24 protein-coding genes are annotated in these 23,957 nt (G+C 45.9%); 19 read left to right on the top strand and 5 right to left on the bottom strand.

Annotated elements, in window-relative coordinates:
* Positions 1 to 26: 26 nt before the first annotated feature.
* Positions 27 to 944 carry a serine hydrolase gene (locus tag ACI4WN_RS05470; RefSeq protein WP_439777312.1) on the top strand — a complete coding sequence of 306 codons (918 nt, stop codon included), beginning with the start codon at positions 27 to 29 and terminating at the stop codon, positions 942 to 944.
* Between the two features lie 181 nt (positions 945 to 1,125).
* On the opposite strand, the gene ACI4WN_RS05465 is transcribed toward ACI4WN_RS05470, so the two are convergent.
* Complete coding sequence (locus tag ACI4WN_RS05465; protein ID WP_279189374.1) at positions 1,126 to 1,368, bottom strand: hypothetical protein; 243 nt, start codon at positions 1,366 to 1,368, stop codon at positions 1,126 to 1,128.
* A gap of 145 nt (positions 1,369 to 1,513) precedes the next feature.
* On the opposite strand from ACI4WN_RS05465, the gene ACI4WN_RS05460 reads away from it, so the two are divergent.
* The 3 genes from ACI4WN_RS05460 to ACI4WN_RS05450 all read left to right on the top strand — a co-directional run bounded on the left by ACI4WN_RS05460 (position 1,514) and on the right by ACI4WN_RS05450 (position 7,702).
* On the top strand, positions 1,514 to 2,083 hold the full coding sequence (locus tag ACI4WN_RS05460; protein ID WP_439777311.1) for a TetR/AcrR family transcriptional regulator: 570 nt from the start codon (positions 1,514 to 1,516) through the stop codon (positions 2,081 to 2,083).
* A 25-nt stretch (positions 2,084 to 2,108) separates the two neighbouring features.
* Complete coding sequence (locus ACI4WN_RS05455; RefSeq protein ID WP_439777310.1) at positions 2,109 to 6,458, top strand: MMPL family transporter; 4,350 nt, start codon at positions 2,109 to 2,111, stop codon at positions 6,456 to 6,458.
* Positions 6,459 to 6,637: 179 nt separating this feature from the next.
* Positions 6,638 to 7,702, top strand: coding sequence for a zinc ribbon domain-containing protein (locus ACI4WN_RS05450; RefSeq protein ID WP_439777309.1), 1,065 nt, complete (start codon positions 6,638 to 6,640; stop codon positions 7,700 to 7,702).
* 108 nt (positions 7,703 to 7,810) lie between these two features.
* Here the strand turns inward: ACI4WN_RS05450 and ACI4WN_RS05445 are convergent, their stop codons facing one another.
* Positions 7,811 to 9,196, bottom strand: coding sequence for an NAD-dependent succinate-semialdehyde dehydrogenase (locus tag ACI4WN_RS05445; protein WP_439777308.1), 1,386 nt, complete (start codon positions 9,194 to 9,196; stop codon positions 7,811 to 7,813).
* 236 nt (positions 9,197 to 9,432) lie between these two features.
* Between ACI4WN_RS05445 and ACI4WN_RS05440 the strand changes: the two genes are divergently transcribed.
* Both ACI4WN_RS05440 and ACI4WN_RS05435 read left to right on the top strand, forming a co-directional pair.
* The gene (locus ACI4WN_RS05440; RefSeq protein ID WP_439777307.1) at positions 9,433 to 10,104 is read left to right on the top strand and encodes a type 1 glutamine amidotransferase; all 672 of its coding nucleotides are present in this window, start codon (positions 9,433 to 9,435) and stop codon (positions 10,102 to 10,104) included.
* 17 nt (positions 10,105 to 10,121) lie between these two features.
* The gene (locus ACI4WN_RS05435) at positions 10,122 to 10,622 is read left to right on the top strand and encodes a nucleoside 2-deoxyribosyltransferase (protein ID WP_439777306.1); all 501 of its coding nucleotides are present in this window, start codon (positions 10,122 to 10,124) and stop codon (positions 10,620 to 10,622) included.
* A gap of 68 nt (positions 10,623 to 10,690) precedes the next feature.
* On the opposite strand, the gene ACI4WN_RS05430 is transcribed toward ACI4WN_RS05435, so the two are convergent.
* A complete protein-coding gene (locus ACI4WN_RS05430) occupies positions 10,691 to 10,984 on the bottom strand; it encodes an antibiotic biosynthesis monooxygenase family protein (RefSeq protein WP_439777305.1) in 294 nt (97 codons plus the stop codon).
* 202 nt (positions 10,985 to 11,186) lie between these two features.
* Here ACI4WN_RS05430 and ACI4WN_RS05425 point away from each other — a divergent pair, with 202 nt between their 5' ends.
* The 7 genes from ACI4WN_RS05425 (at position 11,187) to ACI4WN_RS05395 (ending at position 15,965) form a co-directional block, all read left to right on the top strand.
* A complete protein-coding gene (locus tag ACI4WN_RS05425; RefSeq protein ID WP_439777304.1) occupies positions 11,187 to 11,570 on the top strand; it encodes a winged helix-turn-helix transcriptional regulator in 384 nt (127 codons plus the stop codon).
* Between the two features lie 141 nt (positions 11,571 to 11,711).
* A complete protein-coding gene (locus tag ACI4WN_RS05420; RefSeq protein WP_439777303.1) occupies positions 11,712 to 12,431 on the top strand; it encodes a helix-turn-helix domain-containing protein in 720 nt (239 codons plus the stop codon).
* 154 nt (positions 12,432 to 12,585) lie between these two features.
* Positions 12,586 to 13,254, top strand: a complete 669-nt coding sequence (locus ACI4WN_RS05415) for a hypothetical protein (RefSeq protein WP_439777302.1) — start codon at positions 12,586 to 12,588, stop codon at positions 13,252 to 13,254.
* 161 nt (positions 13,255 to 13,415) lie between these two features.
* Positions 13,416 to 13,700 carry a sodium:proton antiporter gene (locus tag ACI4WN_RS05410; protein ID WP_439777301.1) on the top strand — a complete coding sequence of 95 codons (285 nt, stop codon included), beginning with the start codon at positions 13,416 to 13,418 and terminating at the stop codon, positions 13,698 to 13,700.
* Between the two features lie 245 nt (positions 13,701 to 13,945).
* Positions 13,946 to 14,218: a hypothetical protein gene (locus ACI4WN_RS05405; protein ID WP_439777300.1), complete on the top strand. Its 273-nt coding sequence runs from the start codon at positions 13,946 to 13,948 to the stop codon at positions 14,216 to 14,218.
* A gap of 16 nt (positions 14,219 to 14,234) precedes the next feature.
* Positions 14,235 to 14,519: a hypothetical protein gene (locus tag ACI4WN_RS05400; protein ID WP_439777299.1), complete on the top strand. Its 285-nt coding sequence runs from the start codon at positions 14,235 to 14,237 to the stop codon at positions 14,517 to 14,519.
* Between the two features lie 189 nt (positions 14,520 to 14,708).
* Positions 14,709 to 15,965 (top strand): ATP-binding protein, encoded by a 1,257-nt coding sequence (locus tag ACI4WN_RS05395; protein ID WP_439777298.1) that lies wholly within the window; start codon positions 14,709 to 14,711, stop codon positions 15,963 to 15,965.
* Positions 15,966 to 16,022: 57 nt separating this feature from the next.
* On the opposite strand, the gene ACI4WN_RS05390 is transcribed toward ACI4WN_RS05395, so the two are convergent.
* Both ACI4WN_RS05390 and ACI4WN_RS05385 read right to left on the bottom strand, forming a co-directional pair.
* Positions 16,023 to 16,877, bottom strand: a complete 855-nt coding sequence (locus ACI4WN_RS05390; RefSeq protein WP_439777297.1) for a helix-turn-helix domain-containing protein — start codon at positions 16,875 to 16,877, stop codon at positions 16,023 to 16,025.
* 1 nt (position 16,878) lies between these two features.
* The gene (locus tag ACI4WN_RS05385; RefSeq protein ID WP_439777296.1) at positions 16,879 to 17,682 is read right to left on the bottom strand and encodes an alpha/beta hydrolase; all 804 of its coding nucleotides are present in this window, start codon (positions 17,680 to 17,682) and stop codon (positions 16,879 to 16,881) included.
* Positions 17,683 to 17,952: 270 nt separating this feature from the next.
* On the opposite strand from ACI4WN_RS05385, the gene ACI4WN_RS05380 reads away from it, so the two are divergent.
* The 6 genes from ACI4WN_RS05380 (at position 17,953) to ACI4WN_RS05355 (ending at position 23,709) form a co-directional block, all read left to right on the top strand.
* On the top strand, positions 17,953 to 18,477 hold the full coding sequence (locus ACI4WN_RS05380; RefSeq protein ID WP_439777295.1) for a GNAT family N-acetyltransferase: 525 nt from the start codon (positions 17,953 to 17,955) through the stop codon (positions 18,475 to 18,477).
* Between the two features lie 213 nt (positions 18,478 to 18,690).
* Entirely contained in the window at positions 18,691 to 19,998 is a 1,308-nt protein-coding gene (serS, locus tag ACI4WN_RS05375) for a serine--tRNA ligase (protein WP_439777294.1), read from the top strand.
* Between the two features lie 165 nt (positions 19,999 to 20,163).
* Positions 20,164 to 20,727: an RNA polymerase sigma factor gene (locus ACI4WN_RS05370; RefSeq protein WP_439777293.1), complete on the top strand. Its 564-nt coding sequence runs from the start codon at positions 20,164 to 20,166 to the stop codon at positions 20,725 to 20,727.
* A 13-nt stretch (positions 20,728 to 20,740) separates the two neighbouring features.
* Positions 20,741 to 21,619, top strand: a complete 879-nt coding sequence (locus ACI4WN_RS05365) for an RsiV family protein (RefSeq protein WP_439777292.1) — start codon at positions 20,741 to 20,743, stop codon at positions 21,617 to 21,619.
* 20 nt (positions 21,620 to 21,639) lie between these two features.
* Positions 21,640 to 23,121 (top strand): M1 family metallopeptidase, encoded by a 1,482-nt coding sequence (locus ACI4WN_RS05360; protein ID WP_439777291.1) that lies wholly within the window; start codon positions 21,640 to 21,642, stop codon positions 23,119 to 23,121.
* A gap of 138 nt (positions 23,122 to 23,259) precedes the next feature.
* Positions 23,260 to 23,709 carry a hypothetical protein gene (locus ACI4WN_RS05355; protein ID WP_439777290.1) on the top strand — a complete coding sequence of 150 codons (450 nt, stop codon included), beginning with the start codon at positions 23,260 to 23,262 and terminating at the stop codon, positions 23,707 to 23,709.
* The last annotated feature ends 248 nt before the right edge of the window (positions 23,710 to 23,957 follow it).

Genomic DNA, 23,957 nt, shown 5'->3' with positions numbered 1-23,957 from the left:
AGTTTAGTTAAGGGATTACTTTTCTAATGAAAAATAACATTCTCGTTGGCGCCTTGATCGCGTCGCTCTTGTCCTTTATTGTTTATACCAGCACCTATAAAGATGCTGAAAATCGGAAATTAAACGTAGTGCAGGTGAAGAAGAAGGGCACGGTAAAAAATAAGCTCTCGTCTGCCAGTCAAGACAAAGAGCCTAACGTCAATTCGATTGAATACTCTAACCACGTTACCAGCAAAAAAGGCAGCAACAAGACCCTGGTCAAGGCCATTAAAAAGGCTATGGGCGAAGATGCCAGCTACCAGGTGGCGGCTTATAGCCTGACCAAGTCTAGCTTTGCCGAAGTCAAAAATACTTCTAGCGCCCAAAAAGGGGGAAAGATTTTTGAGCTCTACCTCTTGATGGCCCTTTACTACCAAGAGAAAAATGGCAAGATGGGGGCTAGCACCGCCATCAAGGTCACCAAGGCTGACCACGCGACTGACCAGAGCGTCAGCGTCGGCATCAGCTACGGGCCAAGCTACCTGCGCCAGCAGATGCTGAAGGGGAGCACCACGGCGGCGAACGCGCTGCTTCGAACCATTGGGGCTAAGACGGTCTTAAAGGTGATTAAAAAAGCCGGTGCAACCAACACCAAGATTACCGGCAACTTCAAGGGTACGGTCGGGACGACCACGGCCGGCGACCTGGCAGCCGTGATGACCAGCATCTACAAGGGGAAAGTCATTGGGGCAAGCTATGGCCAGCAGCTCATGGTTCTGCTAACTGGCAAGAATGCCTTGACCAGCAAATTGTCTGGTACCATCTACCAAATTGCCAGCGACAACCTGGCAGTTGCCATCGTGCAAAACAGCGGCCACAACTACGTGATCGCGGCTTGGGCCGATAAGACCGACAATTACGCTAAGCTAGGTTCAGCCATCGGCAATTTTATGAACAAGCAATAATTTTTAGTAAAAATCCAAGTGGTTAAATAATAAAAGAAAATATATACCAATTTACACTAACCACAAGAAGTTTCCTTTCAACTGTAGTAGGTTGTGTAATGATTCAGAAAGAGACTGTAATCCAGCTACTGTCTCTTCCATTGTTCATTTACTTAATTCAATTTCAAAATAAAAAGCGAGTCTACAAAAGTACAGACTCGCTATTTTGATGCTTTCTTTTTCTAGGTTTATAAGTCTTTTGTGCCACCCACATGTACCAGGCAAACTGAAATTCAACGATCATGACGCAGACTGCAATTAGGAGAAAGACAACTACAAAGGGATTGATGTAGCTGCCATCATCGTAGCGGTAGCTAAATAAAAAGACGTTCAGATATGCAATTAATGTAAACCAGTAGAGGTTTGCAGACCACCAAAGTTTCATTCAGTTTCATCTCCTATCTGAATACATGATAGCGCTATTAGTAACCGTTTTCAAGGTAAAAGGCAAAATAATCTACAAATTGTAGATTGTATTCTTCAACTAGTAGTTATATAATAACTACAGTTGAAAGGAAAAAGTGATCGCAATGACTCAGAAAAGGACTTTGGATCTGGATAAGGTCTTGGCCAAGGCGACCGAGTTGCTAGAGGCGCGCGGCTTAAACGAAACCACGATGCCCAATCTAGCCAAGGCCCTGGGCGTTCGCAGCCAGTCGCTGTATCATTACGTGAACAATCGTTCTCAGCTTTTGTCCTTGGTAGCAGCCAGCCGGGTCCGGGTTCTTTATGAAGACCTGATCAAGCAGCTGGTTGGTCTGTCGGGGCGGGAGGCCCTCTTTAAGTTTTCCGATATCGTCCGGGACCACCTGCTTAAAGACAAGGCGTTATCAATCCTTTTTTACCAGTTGAATGAATTCTCCAATGATTCAGACTTGATTCAAGAGGTAAAGAAGGTTCTGGAACTTGGCGACAAACTGCAACTGGCCAGTGACGAGATGGTTTCTCAACACGCGCTAGTTGGTGCGGTTTTGGGCTATGTCTTTTTAGACAAGCTGATGGAAGACCAAGAAAGTCCAGAAGAAGCTGAGCAGAATTATCACGATATGATTTGGCGCCTCGTAGGCACGGGTGAGCCGGCAATTTCCGATCCAGCTTAATTGTAAAAAGAAAGGAAAAGTTAAGTTGAAGAAACTACTGAAGAACCATCTAGGCGCTTTAATTGCCTGGATCCTCATTCTGGTAATTTCTTTAGTAGCTTTGCCAAACGTTGACTCCTTGACGCGGGCTCACAGTGAGATTTCCCTGCCAAGCAGCGTAGAAAGCGAAGCTGCCAAACTAATTAAGAATGAATGGGGTAGTAAGAAGAAAAATACTTACGAAGTTGCAGTTGTTTTCAACAAGAAAGATGGCAAGCTGACCGATGCAGACAAGTCAAACATTCAGACTTCCATCGATCGCTTAACCAGCAACAAGAAGAAGTACGGGATTAAGGACTACTTAGCTCCGCAAGACAACATCGCGACCAAGAAGCTGATGAAGTCAAAAGACGGCACGACTTGGGTCATGCAGATGAACATCTCCAAGAAGCACGGGACTATTTCCCAGGTTTACGATGAGATCAACAGTGCCGTGAAGACTAGCGGGGTGCGGACCTACGTCACTGGTGCTGATGTTTTGAACAATGACTTTACGACTTCAATTCAAGAAGGGATCAAGAAGACTGAATTAATCACGGTCGTCTTCATCTTCATCGTTTTGATCATCGTCTTCAAGTCACCAGTGGTGCCACTAGTTTCACTGCTCACGGTTGGGGTTTCCTTCTTGGTTTCATTCTCAATCGTAACCAACCTGGTCAACCAGGTAAACTTCCCATTCTCCAACTTCACGCAAGTCTTTATGGTGATCGTCCTCTTCGGGATTGGGACGGACTACAACATCCTCCTTTATAACCACTTTAAAGAGGACCTGGGGAAAGACTTTAGTGTGCCGGATGCGACGAGAGACTCGATCAAGAAGGCTGGCCGGACCATCCTTTACTCTGGCTCCTCCATCCTGATCGGTTTCTCAGCCTTAGGCTTGGCAAACTTCTCCGTTTACCGGTCTGCTTCCGGTGTTGCCGTCGGCGTTTTGGTCTTGCTGATTGTCCTCTTGACCCTGAACCCATTCTTCATGATGACGCTGGGCAAGAAGATGTTCTGGCCAACCAAGACCTTCACGGGTGAAAACCCAAGCAAGCTTTGGCACGGGATTTCCAGTGCTACCTTGAAGCGGCCAATCGTCTTTTTGGCAGCGGTAGCGGTAGTCGTAGCGCCATTCTTCGTTACTTACTCTAACGTTTTAAACTACGACGATACGGCTGAAATTTCTGACTCAACCCCATCCAAGGTTGGCTTGAACCTGGTGCAAAAGCACTACTCAAAGGGGATGGCGATGCCATCATATCTCTACATCAAGAGTAACCACACCCTGGACAATGAAAAGGACTTGAAGCTGATCGACGAATTGACGCAAAAGCTCCGCAAGTCTGAAGGCGTTGATAAGGTTATTTCCGTAACCGAACCATACAACGAAAAGATCAGCTTGCTTTACGTGAAGAAGCAGATGAAGTCAGTTACTGACGGTACTGACAAGCTGGAAAAGGGGGTCTCCAAGTTAACCAAGGGTAGCGAAAAGGTGACTAGCGGGGCTAAGAAGCTAGCTAGCGGTGCCGATACCTTGTCCAGCGGGACTGATACCTTGACTGATGGGGCTAAGAGCCTATACACGGGTACGGTTAAGCTTTACAACGGCTCAATTGCCTTGTACGACGGTGCAGGTACCCTTTACAACGGTACTAAGACTTTAGCCGTTGGGACCAACTCCCTTTACAGCGGTACTAAGAAGCTGGCTAATGGCGCAGGTACCTTGTCTAGCGGTGCTAAGACTTTGAAGAACGGGACTAGCTCTTTGGCAAGTGGTGCCGGCAAGCTTTACAGCGGCTCTAAGACCCTGCAAAACGGGACGACTACTTTGTACAACGGTACCAAGACCTTGAAGAACGGTACTGCCAGTCTTTACACTGGCGCTGGTACTTTGAACACCGGGGCAGCCAGCCTCTACAGCGGCGCTGGCAAGGTTAACAGCGGTGCAAGCAGCCTTTACACGGGTGCTGGCAAGCTGAAGACTGGTTCAGCTAGTCTGTACAGCGGTACTGAAACTTTGAAGAACGGTACGGCTAGCCTCTTGTCTGGTGGCTCTAGCTTGACTAGCGGCACTAGCAGCCTGGCCAGCGGTGCTAACGAACTTTACACTGGCACGCAAAAGCTGACTAACGGTGCTAGTGAATTGACCACCAACATGAAGACCTTGGTAGCAGGTCTTGACCAGCTGAAGAGCGAGCTGCAAGCTCAAAGCAGCAGCCTGGATTCAAGTCAATTGACTCAATTGTCAGACGGCTTGGCTCAACTGGACAGCGGCTTAAAGCAATTGAACTCTTCCGTAAGTTCAGTTAATATTGGAAGCATTGACACTTCTAAGATTTCCCAAGTTGCATCTGGCTTGCAAAGTCTGTCTAGTCAAGCAACTACCTTGGCCAACTCTTTGAATGGTGCCAAGTCTAATGCAGCCGCTCTGTCTGCCTCAATTAACAAGGTTTCAGATGCAGCTCTGAAGGCAGAATTGCAAAAGGAACTTGCTTCCTTGAGTGCCAACTTGTCAACTGCCGGCAGCTCAGCAACGACGATTAACAATACAATGTCTACTGCTAAGAGTGAACTGAGCGGCTTGACTAACTCAACTAGTTCTTTGAACAGTCTGTCATCAACCTTGTCAACCTTGAAGACCAGCGTAGCAGGCCTGTCAGCTGGTGCTAGTCAGCTGAACACTAAGGCTCAAAGCGGGATCTCAAGCCTGTCATCTGGTCTGTCCAAGATCAGTGAAATGCAAGCAGCCGTTGACAAGCTGGACGCTGGTGCCAACCAGCTTTACACCGGCTCCAACAGCCTCTACAGCGGTTTAAGCTCCGGCTTAGCTGGTGCCATGAAGCTAGCTGCAGGTGCAAAGCAAGTTGATACTGGTGCTAACAGCCTCTACAACGGCATCAGCCAAGTCAACACTGGTGCCAACAGCCTCTACACTGGTGCAGGCACTTTGAACACTGGCATCAACAGTCTTTACACCGGCGCCGGTACCTTATCAAGTGGTACTGCTAGTCTTTACAGCGGTGCTGGTACTTTGGCAAGCGGCGCTAACAGCCTCTACGCTGGTGTCGGCAAGGTTAACAGCGGTGCTAACAGCCTTTACACTGGTGCAGCTAAGCTCAACAGCGGCGTTGGTACTTTGACTACTGGCGCAAGCTCCTTATCAAGCGGCGCTAACAAGGTTAACAGCGGTGCTGGCCAGCTTTCTAGCGGTGCAAGCAAGCTGTCAGCCGGCTTAAACAGCGGCTTGGTTGGGGCAGCCCAATTAGTCAACGGTGCAAGCAAGCTGGCAACTGGTGCTAACAGCCTCTACAGCGGTGCTAGTCAGCTCAAGAACGGCTTGGCTCAAGGCGCAAACGGCGCTAGTCAACTGGCAGAAGGCTCACAAAAGCTTTCAAGCGGTACGACCAAGCTGAAGAACGGTGCTAGCCAATTGGCTGACAAGACGCCAGCCATCACTAGCGGCTTGACTGCCGTTAACAACGGTTTGGTTTCAGCCGGCTCTTACCTGAACGGTCTGCGCAAGTCTCCAGCTTCAGACACCTTCTACATTCCTAACTCTGTTTTGAAGAACAACAAGGATATCAAGAAGTCAATCAGCGTTCTGCTCAGCCCAGACAAGAAGAGTGCGATGATCATCATTATCCTGGACTCTAACCCAAGTTCTGAAAGTGCCGCAAAGCACTCACAAGCCTTGAGCGCAATGGCTCGCAAGTCCTTGAAGGGTACTGACCTGGGCAAGGCTGACGTTGAAATGGGCGGTCAAAGCTCAACCATCGAAGACACCAAGAACACGGCCAGCGGCGACTTTACGAGAACCATGGCCATCATGCTGATCGGGATCGGCATTGCCTTGATCTTCGTAACTCGCAGCCTCTTGCAACCACTCTACATCTTGGGTACCTTGCTCCTGGCTTACGTCAGCTCACTTTCAATCACCCGCTGGCTGGTCAACGCCATCATGCACAGAAGCATGCTGGCTTGGAACGTTCCGTTCTTCACCTTCATCATGTTGATTGCCTTGGGCGTTGACTACAGCATCTTCGTCATGATGCGGTACCGTGATAGCGACCACCATGCTCTGCCGAGTGAACGGATCTTGGAAGCATGTACGGTTATCGGGACGGTTGTCATCTCTGCCGCCATCATCTTGGGTGGTACTTTCGCAGCCTTGATCCCATCCGGCGTGCCAACCTTGATCGAAGTTGCCATCGGCGTCATCGTCGGGTTAGCAATCCTCGTCTTCTTGATGCCAATCAACTTATCAGCAGCAACGAAGCTGACTTACGAAGGCTTCCCATGGCTGAAGTGGCCATTTGGCAAGAAGAAGGCTAAGTTAAACAGCAACAACTAGCTTAAAAGCTAAATAAAGCTTAAAGAACTCGTTCATGAGAATGAGTTCTTTTTTGCTTGATGAAGGAAATGCTATAATGGTGGATAGATTAACCGAGGAGGGCATCTATGGAAAATTGTCCAAATTGTGGATTCAGCTTGCCGGGTCAGGAAAAGTTCTGCCCGAATTGTGGATTCAATGTGGAAAAATATCGCCAGGACTATTTAAATAAGCAGGCGGCTGATCTCGAGAAGACGAAAACTGTCGATAATCTCCAAAAGATTGTCAACACTGAACAAACTGCAGTCAAGCCTGAAACAGAAATAGAAACAAACCCAGAAGCCAAAAAGGAAACAAAGTTAGAATCTAAGCCTGAACTCAGCCGGTCGGCCTACCGCAAGGAGAGCAAGACCAACTCGGTTGAAAACAACCCAATTGTGGAAGGGATCATCAAGTGGCTGAGAGACAACACGACCATTGCCTTTTTAGTGGCCGTTGGTCTCTTAATTGTCATGAGCTTCTCCCGGCCACTTGGCTGGATCTTGTTTGTGCTGGCCATGGGCTGTTTAGTCTGGGCCGGACACAAAACCGGTGGGCAATATCCCGTCGACCGCAACCTGACAGATTGGCTGAAGGAAAAATTCTCTAAAGTCTTCAACGCCTTTGACTCTAAAGAAGATGAGCTTGAGGAAAAGAACGAGGAATTCATCGAAGCTCATCCACAAGTGGAAAAGCAGGTTGAAGAGGTTAAGGAGAAGGTGAAGAAGCCCCACAAATTTACCGTTGTGCAGCTTTCCATTTACTTGACCAGCGCCATTACTCTGATTTTGCTATTCATGGGGACCGGCTTTGTGACTTCTAAGACTAAGCTGACCGTAGCCAGTGTCTTTTTCGAAGTGGCCAACAAACAGATTAGTGCAGGGAACTTCGTCCCGGCCTTGATCCTGTATTTAACCTTGGCTATCTTGCTCTTGATGCCAATCTTCATTATGCTGGCGGTCAGCCAGAAGCAGACCTGGGACAATGTGAAGGGGGCGCTCTATTCAGTCTTTGAAAGTGGCGTTTTGATCTACCTCTTTTACCGCCTGTCCCAAGCAACGGCAACTGACTCCTACATGGGTCAAGCTGTTTCCAGCTTGAAAAATTATGCCGTGGCGATCGGCGTATCCGGCTACCTCTTGATCATGGTCTCTATCTTGACCACGATCTTAACCATCGTCAACATCGTCCAGCAGCTGCAAAATAAGCAGGATTATGTGGAATAAAAGTAAAGGCCTGATTTCCAAAGGAAATCAGGCCTTTTGTTGTTTATTATTTTCTTGTATGCTGTTTTCTTGTTTTCTTGTGGATTAGCTGTTGAAAACTTAAATTAACTATTTGCTGTTTTGGTCGGTAAAGTCGATCACCAGGTGCTCGTTGACGAAGGCTTCAAGTCCCAGCGGACTTAATTCCCGTCCGTAGCCGGACTTCTTGACCCCGCCAAATGGAAGAGAACCGTCCGTGATCCAGCGACCGTTGATCACAGTCATCCCCGTTTCGATTTGGGCCGCCACTTCTTCAGCGTGCTTGATGTCGCTGGAAATGACGGATGAGCCCAGGCCGTAGCTAGAGTCGTTAGCCAGTTCAATGGCTTCGTCTTCATCTTCCACCTTGTAAACCACGCAGACTGGCCCAAACATTTCCTGGTCAAAGACCGGGTTGTCTTTCGTAACGTCGGTCAAGATGATCGGTCTGAAGAAGGCACCCTTTGAGTCAATCTCTGGGTACTGGTAGTAGACCTTGGCCCCGCCTTCGATGGCTTGGTCAACTTGCTTTTGCAACTTTTCCTTGGAAGACTCAGAGTTCATTGGCGGCAGGGTGGTTTCGTCTAAAAGCGGATCGCCCCACTTCAGGTTTTCGTAGACTTCCTTCATGTCTTCTAGGACTTCTTCATAGCGGTCTTTAACCACGATCATCCGCTTGGAGGAGGTGCAGACTTGGCCGTTGTTGTAGCTTCTAGCGTCGCTCAAGGCCTTCTTTAACACAGTAGGATCAGCGTCGCTTAAGACGATGAAGGCGTCGTTGCCGCCCAGTTCCATAGTGGACTTCTTCAGGTTCTTGCCAGCATGTTCGGCAACGGATTGCCCGCCCCGTTCAGACCCGGTCAAGGCCACCCCTTGTACGCGAGGGTCAGCAATCACTTCGTCTAACTGGTCATAGCTCAAAAAGAGGTTAATTAGAGAACCTTCCGGAGCCCCGCCCGCTCTGACCAGCTTGGCGGCCATGTTGGCAGAAGACGGCACATTGTGGGCGTGCTTTAAAAGTATAGGATTGCCGACAACGAAGTTTGGCGCAAAGACCCGGATTACCTGGTAAAGGGGGAAGTTCCATGGTTCACAGGCCATGATGACCCCGGTTGCCTGCTTTAAGTAGTAGGCGCGGCCGTATGGGTTAGGCAAGTCAACCGGCTTTAAGAGCTCTGGGCCGTGGTCTGCGTAGTAGTTCATGATACCGATGCAGATGTCTACTTCTTCAAGAGACTCGCTCAGCTTTTTCCCCATTTCAAGGGTCATGATCTTGGCCATTTCTGCTCTTTTCTCAGTAAACTTAGCCGCAATCTTCTTCAAGGTCTCAGCCCGGACACTTGGATTTTCGTGGCGCCACTTCTTGTAAAGGGCGTGGGCCAGGGCCAGGGAGTCTTCTACGTGGTCCTTAGTTGGGTTTTCGTAGGTTGCGAAAACTTCATTGGTATATGGATTGACAGATGCGTATTTTGCCATCGCTTGTTCAGCTTCCTTTCTCAAACAAATAGCGTGTTGACGCTTTTTTATCGCTTTATCACAATTAATTTCACAAAGCCTTACGAGTCCATTATAAACCGCTTTCCAGATCTGGTATAGAGAAAATTTGGAATAATTTTTTAGGATTTTTAGCTAAAAAAGTCAAAAAGCCCGGTATAGTAGGGAATAAACCGGCAAAACATGGTAAAATAACTTGAACTGAAAGGACAAAAATCATGCGGGTTAATATTTTGCAGCACACCCCTAACGAAGGTCCAGGCGCCATCAAGTCTTGGATCAAGGAGCGGGGGCACAAGTTTTACATCTACCATCCAGAAAACTTTGGCATTTTGCCGAAGGCCAGCGAAACCGACCTTTTGGTCATCTTGGGCGGGCCAATGAGTCCAGGCGACGACTTGCCATGGCTGCCTGAAGAGCGGAAGCTGATTGCGGAATGTCTGAAGAGTCATATTCCGATCTTGGGCATCTGCCTTGGCGCTCAGCAAATTGCCATGACCCTGGGCTCCAGCGTCCACCAGGCGGCCCACAAGGAAGTGGGCTGGGCTCCAGTTTACCGGCAAAGCGACGCCTTGCCAGGTCTGCCGGAAAAGCTGCTGGCTCTGCACTGGCACCAGGACATGTTCGAGATGCCAGAAGGCAGCACTCTGCTTTATTCTAGCGACCTCTTGGATAACCAAGGCTTTTTGGTCAATGGCAACGTGGTGGGCCTGCAGTTCCACTTAGAGCCAGAAGATGACAACGTGCGCGAAATCGTGATCAACGATGGGGCCTATGCTGAAGAAGGCAACGACCTGCACCAAAGTCCGGCTGAAATCATGGAAAGGCCAGTTCCGGCTGCCAACAAGCAGGCGATTTACACCATTTTGGACTACTTAAGCGTCCACTAGTTAGGAGAAAAGAAATTATGACGATTGCAACTGCCAGAATTTACTTAGGCTCATCTTTTCATAGAGACCACCACCAAGCCTTTGCCAAGCAAGTAAGAGAACTGCTTGCCCAAAACCCAACGGTGGAAAGCGTCCACTTCCCCTTTGATCAACAATTCGTTGATCCCGATGAAGATCCAAACGTGGCTTTTGGCGAAGAAAGAAGCCAGCTCTGGCAAAGGGTAACTTTCCAAAACGACCTGAACGGCATTGCCATGGCCAACTGCGGGGTCTTCTTGTACGATATGGATGAATTAGATGACGGCTGTGCCTTTGAAATTGGCTTCATGCGGGCTCAGCACAAACCGGTCATCCTGATTCCTTTCACCCAGCACCCAGAAAAGAAGCTGGTCATGAACCTGATGATCTCTCAAGGGGTAACTTCCTACTTTGACGGTAACAAGGAATTGGAAGAACTGAAGACTTACGACTTTAACTCCTGCCCAAGCCGGGTCGTAACTGGCTTTGGCACCATCTAAAAAACGTCTCCCAGATTTCGGGAGGCGTTTTTATATTGGAAAGTTTTGGATTGATTTTAGAATAAAGGTTAGGCTACAGTGTAAAGGCGGATGTCAGGTTCATCGGCCCAAGTTGGCTTAAGGCCTGGTGCCACCTTCTGGGTGAAGAGGTCAGAAGTCAGGTAATCCTTGGCGTGGTCCAGGCTGTCAAAGCCGTGAACGACTTGGACGTCTTCGTCTCTAACTAAAAGTTCCTTGGTTAAGGCACCAGGGATGGTGTCTAAGAAGGGTTGCCGGTAGTCGTGGTAAACCTTGGCTACGGCTGCCCGATTTTCGGGGTTAACAGTCATCGTAATTTGTAAATAAGCTTTTACTTCGCTCATATTTTTGCCTCCTAATAATAAGTGCGCTAGGTATTTCCTTAGCGCACTTGTTAGTATAGGCGCCTTTTTCCTTCGTTTAAACTTGTAAACAAATTAATGAGTAACTATTAAATTTGCAAGTAATTGCTTCATCGGGCTTTTTGAGCATTTTGCCGGTAAAAAAGTTGGTTTTGGTGTATTCTAAGGGGCGCGAGGTGAGCAGATGTATCAAAAGAAAGTTGCGGAAGATATCCGTTGTCCGCTGGAATATGGGTTAAAGATGTTTTCAGGAAAATGGGAATCACGGGTCTTGTGCGTCTTAAATCAGAAGCAGAGTCTGCGCTATAGCGAATTGCGAAAGGAACTGGGTGACGTGACAGATGCAATTTTGGCGGACACTTTAAAAAAGATGATGCAAAACCAGCTGCTGGAGCGGCACTCTTATGATGAGATTCCGCCGCGGGTGGAATACTCGCTGATTAAGAAGGGAAAGTCACTGATTCCGCTGCTGAAAAGCATCTGCCAGTGGTCACTGGATTATTGGCGGGATAGCGCAGATGATGACTACGAAATTTGTGATTACAGCAGAAAAATTGTGGGACGGTAGGTTCCACAATTTTTATTTTTGGGGTGGGTAAAAGGGAAGTTCCATTTCCTAATAGTAGAAAAATAATGCTTGTATTAGTGATATTAGTGGGTATATTATATATCGTATAAAAAAGTTGTTTGTATCTAATGGCGTAGAAAAATGAAGATAAATGAAGCGTTACTTTTGGAAAGAAGACGACTTAATTTAACTCAGAGAAATATGGTTAAGGATACTGGGATTTCTGTATCACACTATTCAAAATGGGAGCATGGGATGCAAATCCCGTCTGCTACAGATTTGTTCGAGCTGCTTGTGGCAAGAAAGATATCTATCGAGTCTTTTTATTCTAAGCTAGAATATGGCGGAGATGAACAAACTTTAGATGAAAAAATTGAAAGAGAATATTATCAACAAAGTTCTAAATCTGAGAAAAAAGCACACCAACTTAGTATCAGTGACCAGAAATGGGTAAAAGAGTTATTCTTATCTAGCGGAACTTGGGTTGAAGATATATCTTTATTACAAAGATTTGCTAACACTATTGCTTGGGTAAAAATTCCGATAGGTTTGTGCTTAATGGATTCTCTTTATCAAAAGTACTATCATATTGATCAGTTCCCAATAAGAGAGCAAAAAAAGATAGCAATAATATTAGCAAACTTTTTATACTTACTTACTCAAGATCAATCTTTAGAACTGGGAATAAAATATGTCAACTTGCTTAGAAGTCTTTCTAAATTACCCGAATTGGCGATATATCTTGAATTAGGAGATTATTATTTACTATTATTAAATGGCAATCTCCTAGAGTCAACTAAATTAGCTGATAAGCTTGATAGATTAGTGCCGAATTTTACTAAACGTCCTTTAATATGCTAAAACAGAAATAAAATAGTCTTGATTTTCCAAATGGAAAAAATCGTTATAATTCCTTAACAAAAACTCTAATATTATTTTTTTCTCTTTACTATGGAATATAATTTACTTGTAAGAAAAAAAGAGATGAGTAAATTTAAGAGGAGATGTTAATAAAATGGACATCAAGAAAAAGTTTTCCTGCTGTGTGTTAGTTTTGGGTTTGGTTGGTGGAATTTTAGCAACCCCAACAGTTACTTTGGCTGATAGTCAGGATACGACTCAAACTGCAACAAGTACTAGCTTGTCAACAAAGCAGATTCAAGAAGCGAATAAGTACGTTGAAGTTTCAAACAACCAGTATGTTTTATCAAAGGCTGGCCAGAATGAGCTCTCGGATAGTACTGAAGCCGCTGTAGAGTCAAAGCTATCTGAAGTTAATACAGATATCCAAAAAGACAATCTAGTTATTGATCCTAAGACGAAATCAGTTTCAACTAGAGCCGCATACGTATCCAAAGCCTCAAAAGTAAAAGGGGCAATGAAGTTTCATAGTGGTTGCTATGTAAGAGCGTTTTGGTGGGGCGTTAGAGTTTATTTCACGTCTAATGCAGGTGTGAGATGGTTTGCTTCAATGGCTGGAAATACTTCAACGATTTCGACTTTGGTTTCTGCAATCACAGCTGTCACCGGCCATGGAATTGCGTCTACTTTAACTGAGGCATTTAGTATGTATGTTGATACTTTCGAGCGTCAACTGATTAATTACAATAATAAACACAAGAAGAGTAAGATTTATACTGATATCAATTATGTAGCTGGATTTTCTTTCCATGTCTACAAGTAGTATACTTGTTGGCAAGCTTTAGTTATTGCTAATATGCGTAATCTTAAAGGCGTTAAAAAATATATGCAATTGTCTTATTGATGCCAATCTGCTATATTTAGGATGATATATGCTATTTATTTGTAGATTGATAAAAAGCATAAGTCTTTGGAGGTTATAAAATGAACACTAATGAGGTTTTGATTGTTTTAGTGTTTGTAGTACTGATCGCGCTCTTGTTAACTCAGTTTTATCGTAACTACCAAGTATGGCTACTAGAAAAACTAGGTTATTGGAACGTAATGGTGCTAGTTTTGATCGTAGTCCTTGCTAACGTAGGGACCTACATTTGGTCTGGCATGGCAATGCTAGCTATGATGCTCCCTGTGGATGTCATCTTGCTCATTGATGCAATTTACACCTATTTTAGAGTAAGACGCTACAAGAACAGTAAGACTAAAAGCTAACTTGATCAAACGTAAGTAATTTAAAAGACTAGATCGTTTTATTGTGGTCTAGTCTTTTACTATTACTTTTCAATCTTAAAGGGAGAGTTTTATCGCTTTTGGGAAAGCGCTTGTGGTAAGATAAGACCAAATATATTATAAGGCTGTAGCATGTATATTGGGAGAAGAATGGAGATTATTAAACTTCTATTTTAGAAAGAAAAAATAAACAATATGTGGACAGATTATAGAAATAAGGGATTAAGATGCAAGTTGATATGTTAGATCTACTGTTATGGATTTTTCTAGTAATAGTTTTGGGAATGGTTCCGTTGATTGAAAAAGTTCAAGGGCGTTTTTTTGCTAAGCTTGGCTACTGGAACTTAGCGATCCTGTTAGTAATCTTTGGTGCTTTTAACGCGTACGTTTTTCAAAGTGCCAAAGGCTTTGAAATTATGAAGTTTATCTGTGATGATTTACTTTATTTGGGTGCAATGTACTACACTTACTTGCAAATTAAGAAGCAAAAGAAAGGATAGATTTGGAGACAGAAAAATGAACACCAATGAAATTTTGATTATCGTGTCGTTGGCTGTGATTGCTGGCCTTTCAATGGCTCCTTTTTATCGTAATTGCCAATTGTGGTGGTTAAAAAAGCTTGGCTATTGGTATGCTGTAGGTCCGATTTTGATTGCCGTCTTTGCTAACGTAGTCGGCTGTATCTGGTCGGGACCAATCGTACTGTTCATGATGATCCCGTTGGATGTCATCTTGCTGATAGACGCAATCTACACCTATTTTAAGGTTAGATTCTACAAGAAAAGTAGAAGGCCTGCCTAATTAAGTGAAAGAAGCTAGATCACGTAATGTGGTCTAGCTTTTTTACGTGTTTAATAAATACGTAAAAAACACAATTAGCTTTTCATCTTTTTTACGTGTACAAAAAACACGTAAAAGCAGATTTACGTGTTAAAATTAATACGTAAAAAACACAATTAGCTTTTCGTATTAAGCAAGGAGAAGATGCAAATGCGTGAAACTAAAAATCTAGAATTTAAGGAAAAAGTATCTAATACATTTCTCAGAACCGTTAGCGCTTATGCCAACTATGGAACCGGTAAAATTATTTTTGGCCTAACCGACTTTGGGAGGGCTGTGGGAATTAATGATCCAGTAGCTACTTGTCTAAAAATCGAAAATACAATTAATGATGCTATCAAGCCTAATCCCAAATATGATTTAGATATTGACTCAGACAGGAACTTAGTTGTTTTGACCGTCCATCAAGGTAAGTTTCCCCCTTATTTTTACAAGTCTAAGGCCTACAAACGCAATGATAGTTCTTCAATTGAAGTCGATCCTTTAGAACTGTCTGAATTAATTTTAAAGGGTCAAAACCGCTCATACGACAGCCTACCAGCGCCTGACCAAGATTTGACCTTTGAATTTTTGAAGAGAACTTTTCAGCGAGACTTAGGCATATCTGATCTTACTCGTGATACTCTAATCACACTCAACCTCTATGAACAAGGTTTAGGATACACAATTGCAGGGGAACTCCTTGCTGATCAAAATACTTTTCGCGGGATTGACATGGTACGCTTTGGAAGCGACATCAATACCATGAGAGAACGGATAATCTTTGAAAAGGAATCTATCTTGAGAGAGTACGAAGAAGCTATCACCAAATACCAGCAATACTACCAGTATGAGCAAGTCGTTGGCGCATACCGGCAAAAGTTTGAGCTGATTCCTGAAGATGCCTTTCGTGAAGCCTTGGCCAACGCCCTGGTTCACCGGAATTGGGCAATCAATGCTCAAATCAAAGTAGCAATGTTTGATGATCGGATCGAAATTACCTCTCCTGGCAATTTGCCTCAAGGCTTAAGCGAAGAAAGTTACTTAAATGGCGAAATCTCAGTTTTACGAAATCCGATAATTGCCAACATTTTCTTTAGACTTAAAATTATTGAGCAATTTGGTACTGGGATTCAGCGAATTCTTACTAGCTACAGCGACAGCACTATACAGCCTCAGTTCTCTATTTCTGAGAATTCGATCAAAATCATTTTGCCGGTAATTCAAAATGAAGCTAGCTTAACTGGTGACTTGAAATTAGTATACGATTCTCTTCAAAGCATCCCCTTAGCAACTTCTGACCTGATGCAAGTAACCGGTTTTAGTAGAAGCAAACTTGTAAAACTTTTAAACGAGTTGATTAAACAAGGTTACGCTGTTAAATTAGGACGGGGCCGCGGCACTAAATATCGCCAGGCACAAAAATAAGAGCAATAAAAAGCTAGACCACATAACGTGATCTAGCTTTTACTTTGAGTTTTTATTCTACTGCAACTCCTCCAGCAGCTTTTGCCCATTTTCCAAAACAACTTCGTTCTTGTTCAAGCGGGCAAAGGCCAGGGCATCGTTCAAGTGCTCTAAGGCAATCTTCTTGTCCCGCTTTTGGGCTAAGTCATCCAGGGCCAATTGGTAGAGGACTCTAGCCACGAAGTAAACCATGTGGTGCTTAGAAGCTAGGTCGTAAGCGTAGTTCAGCAGGTCATCGGCTTGCTTGTAGCGCTTCTCAGCCCCGTAGAATTCCCCAGCCGCCGTCAAAATCGACATCACTTGCAGCTGCCGCAATTCGTCCTCGATTGGGACCTTCTTGATTTGCCCCACCAATTGGTCAAAGTAGTGGCTGGCCTTGTCCAAATCGTTTTGCGTTGCGTAAACCTGGCTGCAGCCCTTCAAAGCCAGCAGGCGGTAGATGTTGTCTGCCTTCAGGTTTTCGGCCGTCAGGATGTTGTTGAAGTAAAAGAGGGCGGAAACGTCGTTATGCTCGCTGTCCAAGGCCAGTTGTCCTTCCAGGTAGTAGTAATGGAGCAGGTCTTCCTTGTCCTTGATCTTCTTTGGGTTAATTTGCTTGAGCAGCTTCTTGATCTTGTCGTAGTCAAAAGTGATGAAGTAAAAGTCGGCCTTAAAGAGCTTTTGGGCAATTTCACTTTCCGTGCTGGTCAGCATGATGTCTGATAAAGAAATGTTCATGCGGTCGCAGAGCTGCTTTAAGATCTTGAAGGATGGAATCTGTCCATTATTTTCAAACTTGCTCAGGGTGGACTGAGTACAGATTCCCCGGCACAGTTCGTTTTGGGACAGTTTTAAAGACTTGCGGATTTGGATAAATTTAGGAATGTTGATCATGTTAGTTCTCACCAATTTTCATTTTTTGGAAATATTTTAAATAGTTGATGCTCTCTCTTAAGCGCTCGCGCCCATAATCCATGGCGTGGCCGTTTCCAGGCAGGATTTTTAATTCCACGGGGTGGCCGTCTTTGGCTAAAAAGCTGGCGAAGTCGTAGACCCCAGCTAGTTCAACCAGTTCCTCAGCTGAATTATACATGAGGAGGGGCCCAAGCTTGCCGTAATCATAGCTTTTGGCATCCATTTTTGCCAAAACATTTTCGTTGTCTTGTCCGGCATAGGTCAGGGTGAAGTACTTGTAAAAGGACTCGTTAATGGCTTTTTGCTCGGTTAAGCCTAGTTCTTCGCCAGCCTTGACGGATGGCTGAACGGCAGGATGCTGCTTGACCCAATTGCTGAAGTCAACTGGGGCTGACCAGGTGATGGTCGGGAAGCCGTAGATGCCGGCGACTTCTAAGGCCAAGCTGCCGCCGCTGGACGAGCCAATTTGAACGATATTGTTTTCATCGCCTACGTCGGTATAGTCGGAGGTCAAGAGCCAGGAGACGAAGCTCAGGGCATCGTCATGGGCAGCCGGGAAGACATTTTGCGGTGCCAGCCGGTAGTCCGGCACGAAGGTCATGAAGCCGGCATTGGCTAGGTCAATGGCTATGTCCTTCATGCTTTCCTTGTTTCCTCTGAAAAAGCCCCCGCCATGCCAGAGGATCAGGATCTTCGTCTGCGAGTCAGTATTGTTTGGATAGTAGAGATCGGTTTTTAAGCCATTTTTTTCGTCATAAACAATATTCTTGACAGTTACAACCATAATTGGACCCTTTCTAGAACAACGCTTATTAAGATTATTATATACTAAAAGCAAAGGACTCTGTCTAGCTTATTAATTATTTTAGTGAAGAAAATCTGCTAAGATTGGCTTAAACTTGCCAAAAATCTTTTCCGGATAGAATAGCTTTTGCTAAAATAAGACTAATTATTTACGGAGGAAAAAATGAGTCCAGAACAAAGTCGCAAGCTGATTAACCGGCTAACCACTGGGGCTGGTTGATGGGGCCAAGTGGCTGGGGTAAGTAAGACTATGATCGAAGGAAAAAGAATTTATTTAAGAAAAGTCGAAATTGGGGATGCCGACCAGCTCTTAGCCTGGTCCCAAAATTCCCGCTACCAGTATTTGGCTGGCTTTTCCCATTATGAGGATTTGGAACAGGCGCGAGAAGGCGCTCAAATTTACCATGACCGGCCAGCCAGCTACTTAATCTGCTTAAAAGACGGAACCAGGATCGGCCTAGCCGAGCTGTATCCTAGAACAGAAGACACTAGGGAAGTCGGCTTTATGCTGGATGAAGCTTATGAAGGCCGGGGCTACATGACTGAAAGCCTGGCTTTGCTGTTTGACCAGGTTAAAGAATGCGGGATCACCGAAATTTGGGCCTGCTGCCGAGATGACAACCTGCCTCCGCAAAAGCTGCTGACCAAAATGGGCTTTAGCCAGCAATATGAAGTCGACTACCGGCAAATCCCACCTTTTTTTAATTTTTCTGCCAAGTACTATTTGCTAAAGTTGGCAGAATGGAATAAAATAGAGACAAACACGAAATCCTAAGACCACTGACAGAGAGTCCGCGTTGGCTGAGAGCGGATGAGCGTCGTTTCCAGATTTCTATAGTGTGGGCAATTAATAGTTGCACGGTTTGGCACCGTTAGCGCCATTTGAGTGTGGTCACTAGACCGAAACTGGGTGGTACCGCGAACCGTGCGCCGATTCGTCCCAATTGTGGGACGAGTCGGCTTTTTTATTTTTTACTGGAGGTTTTACATGCTGGATATTAAGGTCATTCGCGAGAATCTTGACTGGGCCAAGGAAAAGTTGGCAACTCGGGGGATCAAGCCTGAGCAATTAGACGAATTAGTAGCTATCGACGCTAAGCGCCGCGACGCCATGGTGCAAAGCGAAAACTTGAAGGCTGAAAGAAACGAAGTTTCTAAGAAGATCGCTGAAGCTAAGCGCAACAAAGAAGACGCTGCTGACGCTATCAAGAACATGCGCGAAGTTGGCGCCAAGATCAAGGACCTGGACAAGGACATTGACGAATTGACTGAAAAGCAAGAATACATTTTGCTTCGTTTGCCTAACTTCCCAGCTGACTCAGACCCAATCGGTCCTGACGAAAGCTACAACGAAGAAGTGCGCCGCTGGAGCGAGCCAACCAAGTTTGACTATGCACCAAAGGCTCACTGGGACCTGGGCACTGACTTAAACATCTTGGACTGGGATGCTGCAAGCAAGGTTTCTGCAGCCCGCTTTGTCTACTACAAGGGTGCCGGCGCACTTTTGGAACGTGCCGTTTACAACTTCTTCTTGGATGAAAACACCAAGGAAGGCTACACGGAAATCATTCCACCTTCATTGGTAAATAACGAATCTATGCAAGGGACTGGTCAATTCCCTAAGTTCACTGAAGACGTCTACACCATCGTGGAAAACGATGACCCAGAAGTTCCACGTAACTTGACTTTGATCCCAACTGCTGAAGTTCCACTTGTTAACTACTTCAGAGGCGACATCATCGATGGCAAGAACCTGCCAATCAACGTGACTGCTCTGTCACCAGCCTTCAGAAGCGAAGCTGGTTCAGCTGGTCGGGACACTCGCGGCTTGATCAGAATGCACGAATTCCGCAAGGTTGAAATGGTTAAGGTCGTTAAGCCAGAAGACTCATGGGAAGAACTGGAAAAGCTGACCCACAACGCTGAACACCTGCTGCAAAAGCTGAACCTGCCATACCGGGTTGTGGCCTTGTCAACTGGGGATGCTTCCTTCACCAGTGCCAAGACTTACGACTTGGAAGTTTGGATGCCAGCCCAAGACACCTACCGGGAAATCTCCAGCTGCTCCAACTGTACTGACTTCCAAGCTCGCCGTGCTCAAATCCGCTACCGCGACGAAGATGGCAAGGTTAAGTTGACCCACACTTTGAACGGGTCAGGCCTGGCAGTTGGCCGGACTGTAGCCGCAATTTTGGAAAACTACCAAAACGAAGACGGTACGGTTACTGTGCCAGAAGTCTTGGTACCATACATGCACGGCATGACCAAGATCACTCCAGAAGTGAAGTGGCACTAATTTTTTAGAGCTTAAAAGAACCTCTTCGGAGGTTCTTTTTCTTTTGCCCAAAATTTTTTTCGAAAAAAATCTGCTAAAGTGTAACCTGAGAGAATTAATGGTGTCTATTAGGGTGAGGAGATGAAAGGACCTCGAAAAACAAAAAGTTACAGATTGGAGAAGACAGTGAGAGAATCGGAGATTATCGCGCTCTTCTTTGCCAGAGATGAAGCAGCGCTCACTTCTGTCCAAGAAGATTACGGCGCATATTGCAGCACGATTGCCCGCAACATCTTAGCGGATCAAGAGGATGTCAAGGAATGCGTTAATGATACCTGGCTGAAGGCTTGGGAGACCATCCCGCCGAATAAGCCGCAAAGCCTGCTCGCCTACTTAGGCCGGATTACCAGAAACCACGCCATCAACATGGTTCGGAATCAAAACCGGCAAAAGCGGGCTGGCAACAAATACACCGTCGCGCTGGACGAACTTGGAGAAGCGGCAGCAGCGGCGGATGACAATCGTGAGCTGGAAGGGATTGGCACGAGCAAGTTAGCGGAGATCATTAATGAATTCTTGGAGCAGCTTCCTAAGGAGAAGCGGATCATTTTTGTCAGACGCTATTTTTACATGGATGCAGTTGCGGACATTGCGGCCAGCAACGGCTTGACCGAATCGAGTGTCAAGGTCAGCCTGATGCGGATGCGGCGGCAATTAGGCAAGAAATTGAAAGAGTATAGATTTATTTAAGGAGCAGATCACAATGGAAAACAAAGATTTAATGAACGCAATGGGGCAGATCAAGGTTGATTACATCAAAGAAGCTGCCGAAAACCGGGCACAAAAGCAGACTAGCAATGTAGTTAGCTTGCACCAAGCCAAGGCTAAGCGGGGAATTGTCAAGCTGGTTGGCGGAATCGCTGCGGCATTCCTGCTCAGCGTGGCCCTGCCTAACACCACCCCGCAAGTGGCCCACGCCATGCAGGAATTGCCAGGGATTGGCAGCTACTTCAAGCTGGTTACCTTTAGAAACTACAGCTACGAAAGCAAGACCCACTCAGCTGACGTATCCGTTTCTAAGGTAAAGACGGTAAAGTCCAGCGACAAGACGGCTGCTAAGCAAGCCCAAAAGTCTACGAAGGCCATCAACCAAGCAATTGCCAAGGAAACCAACAAAGAAATTGCGGCCTTTAAGAAGTCACTGAAGGAAAAGGGCTACGGCAGCTTGACGGTCAAGACTAATGTAGTAACCAATAACGCCAACTGGTACGTCTTCCGCCTGTCTTCAACGGTATCAAAGGCTGATAGCCAAACGACCAGCCAATACTACGTTTTGAGCAAGAAGACCGGCAAGCAGGTCACATTAAGCGGGATGTTCAAGCCTGGATACCGGAAGGCTTTTAGCAAGAACATCATTGCCCAAATGGAACAAGCCATGAAGAAGGACAAGAACAAGTCATACTTCATCAAGGCCAAGGGCGACATCGACGGCTTCAGCCAAATCAAGGCTAAGCAAAACTTCTACATCAACAAGAAGAACCAGCTGGTCATCGTCTTTGACCAAGGCGAAGTGGGTCCAATGTCCATGGGCGCTCAAAGCTTTGTCATCCCAAGCAAGCTGGTTGCCAAGTGGCAAAAGTAATTTTTCAGGAGATTTTTAACATGAAAAAGCAGGTAATTGGCCTCATGCTGGCTAGCGGGTTGTTTTTTACCTTAGCGAGCGGCAAAGAGGTTAAGGCAGATACGCTTAAGGCTAATCAATATCAAATCAGTGCCAAGCTGGACACGAAAAAGCGCGTCCTCACGCAAACCGTGACCATGACCGTGACTAATTCGGGCAAGGCGGCGCTGAAAGAAGTCGTAGTAGTTAACCCAGCCAAGGGCTATCTGGCTTATGACCGGACCAATTACGCCGCTTCCGTGAAAAAGGGGGCAACCAGCCAGATCCAAATGGCAGCGGCTGGTAAGCGCAAGCTTCAGTATAGCCTGGGCAAAAATAGTTCCGTGAAGGTGAAGCTGGCTGCTCCTTTGAAAACTGGCGGGCAGACCAAGCTGACTTTTAAGGTCAAGACGGCGATACCCAAGCGGGATGACCGTTTTGGCTATTCCAAGCTGAAAAAGGGAAGCCTGTACAATCTGAGTTTTTGCTGGCTCTACCTGGCTAAGTACCAAAATGGCAAGTGGCTGACCCACCCATATACCGACAATGGCGAAAACCGCTATAATGCGGTAAGCAACTACACGGTAACCTTCAAGGCGCCAAAGTCTTACGTGGTAGCGGCTAACGGGAATGCCGTGACTAAGAACGGGGTGACCAAGATTAAGGCGGCCAATGTCCGCGATCTGGCCATCGCTGCTAGCGACCAGTACCGGGTCAAGACTTTTAAGGCTTCCGGGATTACCGTCAAGAGTTACTACCTGCCGGGCAGGTATGCTGGCTATTATAACGAAGTCGTTAAGCGGGTGGCCGGGGATGCCATCAAGCTCTACACCAGCCGCTTTGGCAAGTACCCGTATCGGGAGCTCTCTTTAACCGAGTCTTTGTTTGGGGTGGCCTTTGGCGGGATGGAATTCCCGGGGTTAGCCATGATCAACGGGTCCAGCATTTACACCGCTAAGAAGAGCGACTGCGACTTTTTAGCCATTCAAGAAGACGTGGCCCACGAAGTAGCCCATCAATGGTTCTACGGGACGGTGGGCAATGACGAGTACGCTGAAGGCTGGCTGGATGAAGGCTTTGCAACCTATTTTGCCACGGTCGACTATGGCATCTATAGCAACTTGCCAAGCATCAGCTACGTTAACAAGCTGGCTGGCTATTCTGAGAAAAAATTTGCCACTTACAAGCAAGAATACGCAGAAGACCTGGCTAAGTCTTTGAAGTCGACCAAAAAGTCTTACGTCAACCGGTCAATGGCTTACTGGGACAAGACGGGGTCTGGCACTGGCAACTATGACCAGGGATCGCTGTTTTTGGCAGAACTGAGAAGCGTGATGGGGGATGCCAAGTTCTTTGCCGCGATGAAGGAATACTACCAGACTTACTACCTGAAAGAAGCAACCACTAAGGGCTTCTTGGCTATCATTGCCAAACATGACAACTCCCAAGCCGTGCAAGCGGTAATCAGCAAGTTTATTAAGTAGAAAAGGCGTGCCTTAGAGGCACGCCTTTTTTAGCTGCTGCGAGGAATTTTTTAAAAAAGCTAGCCAAGTAAAAAAGAAAACGATATCATAGAGCAGGAAAAGCTAGGTGAAGGAATTAACAAGAAATAGGTGATAGACATGACAAAGAGTGAGAGAATCTGTGCGCTTATCTTAAAGGCAGTGAATAGTGTCTTATTTGCGATTTGTGCCTTTGTGATGTGGATGATGGGGGCACATTCAACCGGTTATTCGGATCAGGCGGACGTTGTTAAGCCTGGATGGGCGATCCTGGTGATTGCAGCTGGCTTAATTGTGGCGATTGCCGCGGTCTGGGTCCGCAAGAATCAAATTATCTTTTGGGCTGCCGAAGTCTTGCTAGTGGGGGGCTTTATCGCCTTGCTGCTTTTGCGGACGATGAATGGGGATATGGCCTTTACTACGCTGGGGCCAGCAGCAATTGTGGCGATTATGCACTATTTGAAGTTTGAGAAGCCGTATATCGGGCCGATCCTGATTGTGCTGCTCAACTGCGCATACATTTATTTGTCCACCGTTCCTTATGGATGGTACGCAAATTATTGGTTTTAGAAGCAGATATCCAGGAACTTGGTTTCCTGGATTTTATTTTGAAAAAATTTCGGGATATTTTTCCAGTGAAAAAAGGCAAATTCGGAACAATTTGTTTACCTTTGTGGGTGATAATCGGAATATGTCTGAACAATTTGGATCAGGCGAGTAGGGAGCTGAAAACAACCTTGCCGGGTGTTTATCGCCAATTACAGACAAAAAGGCTGATTTGACGAATTGATTTAAACGAGTATACTAATATTTGTTGT

It is taken from the genome of Lactobacillus sp., from assembly GCF_051893255.1.
Lineage (GTDB): Bacteria > Bacillota > Bacilli > Lactobacillales > Lactobacillaceae > Lactobacillus.
This window is presented reverse-complemented; position numbering and strand designations above follow the sequence as displayed.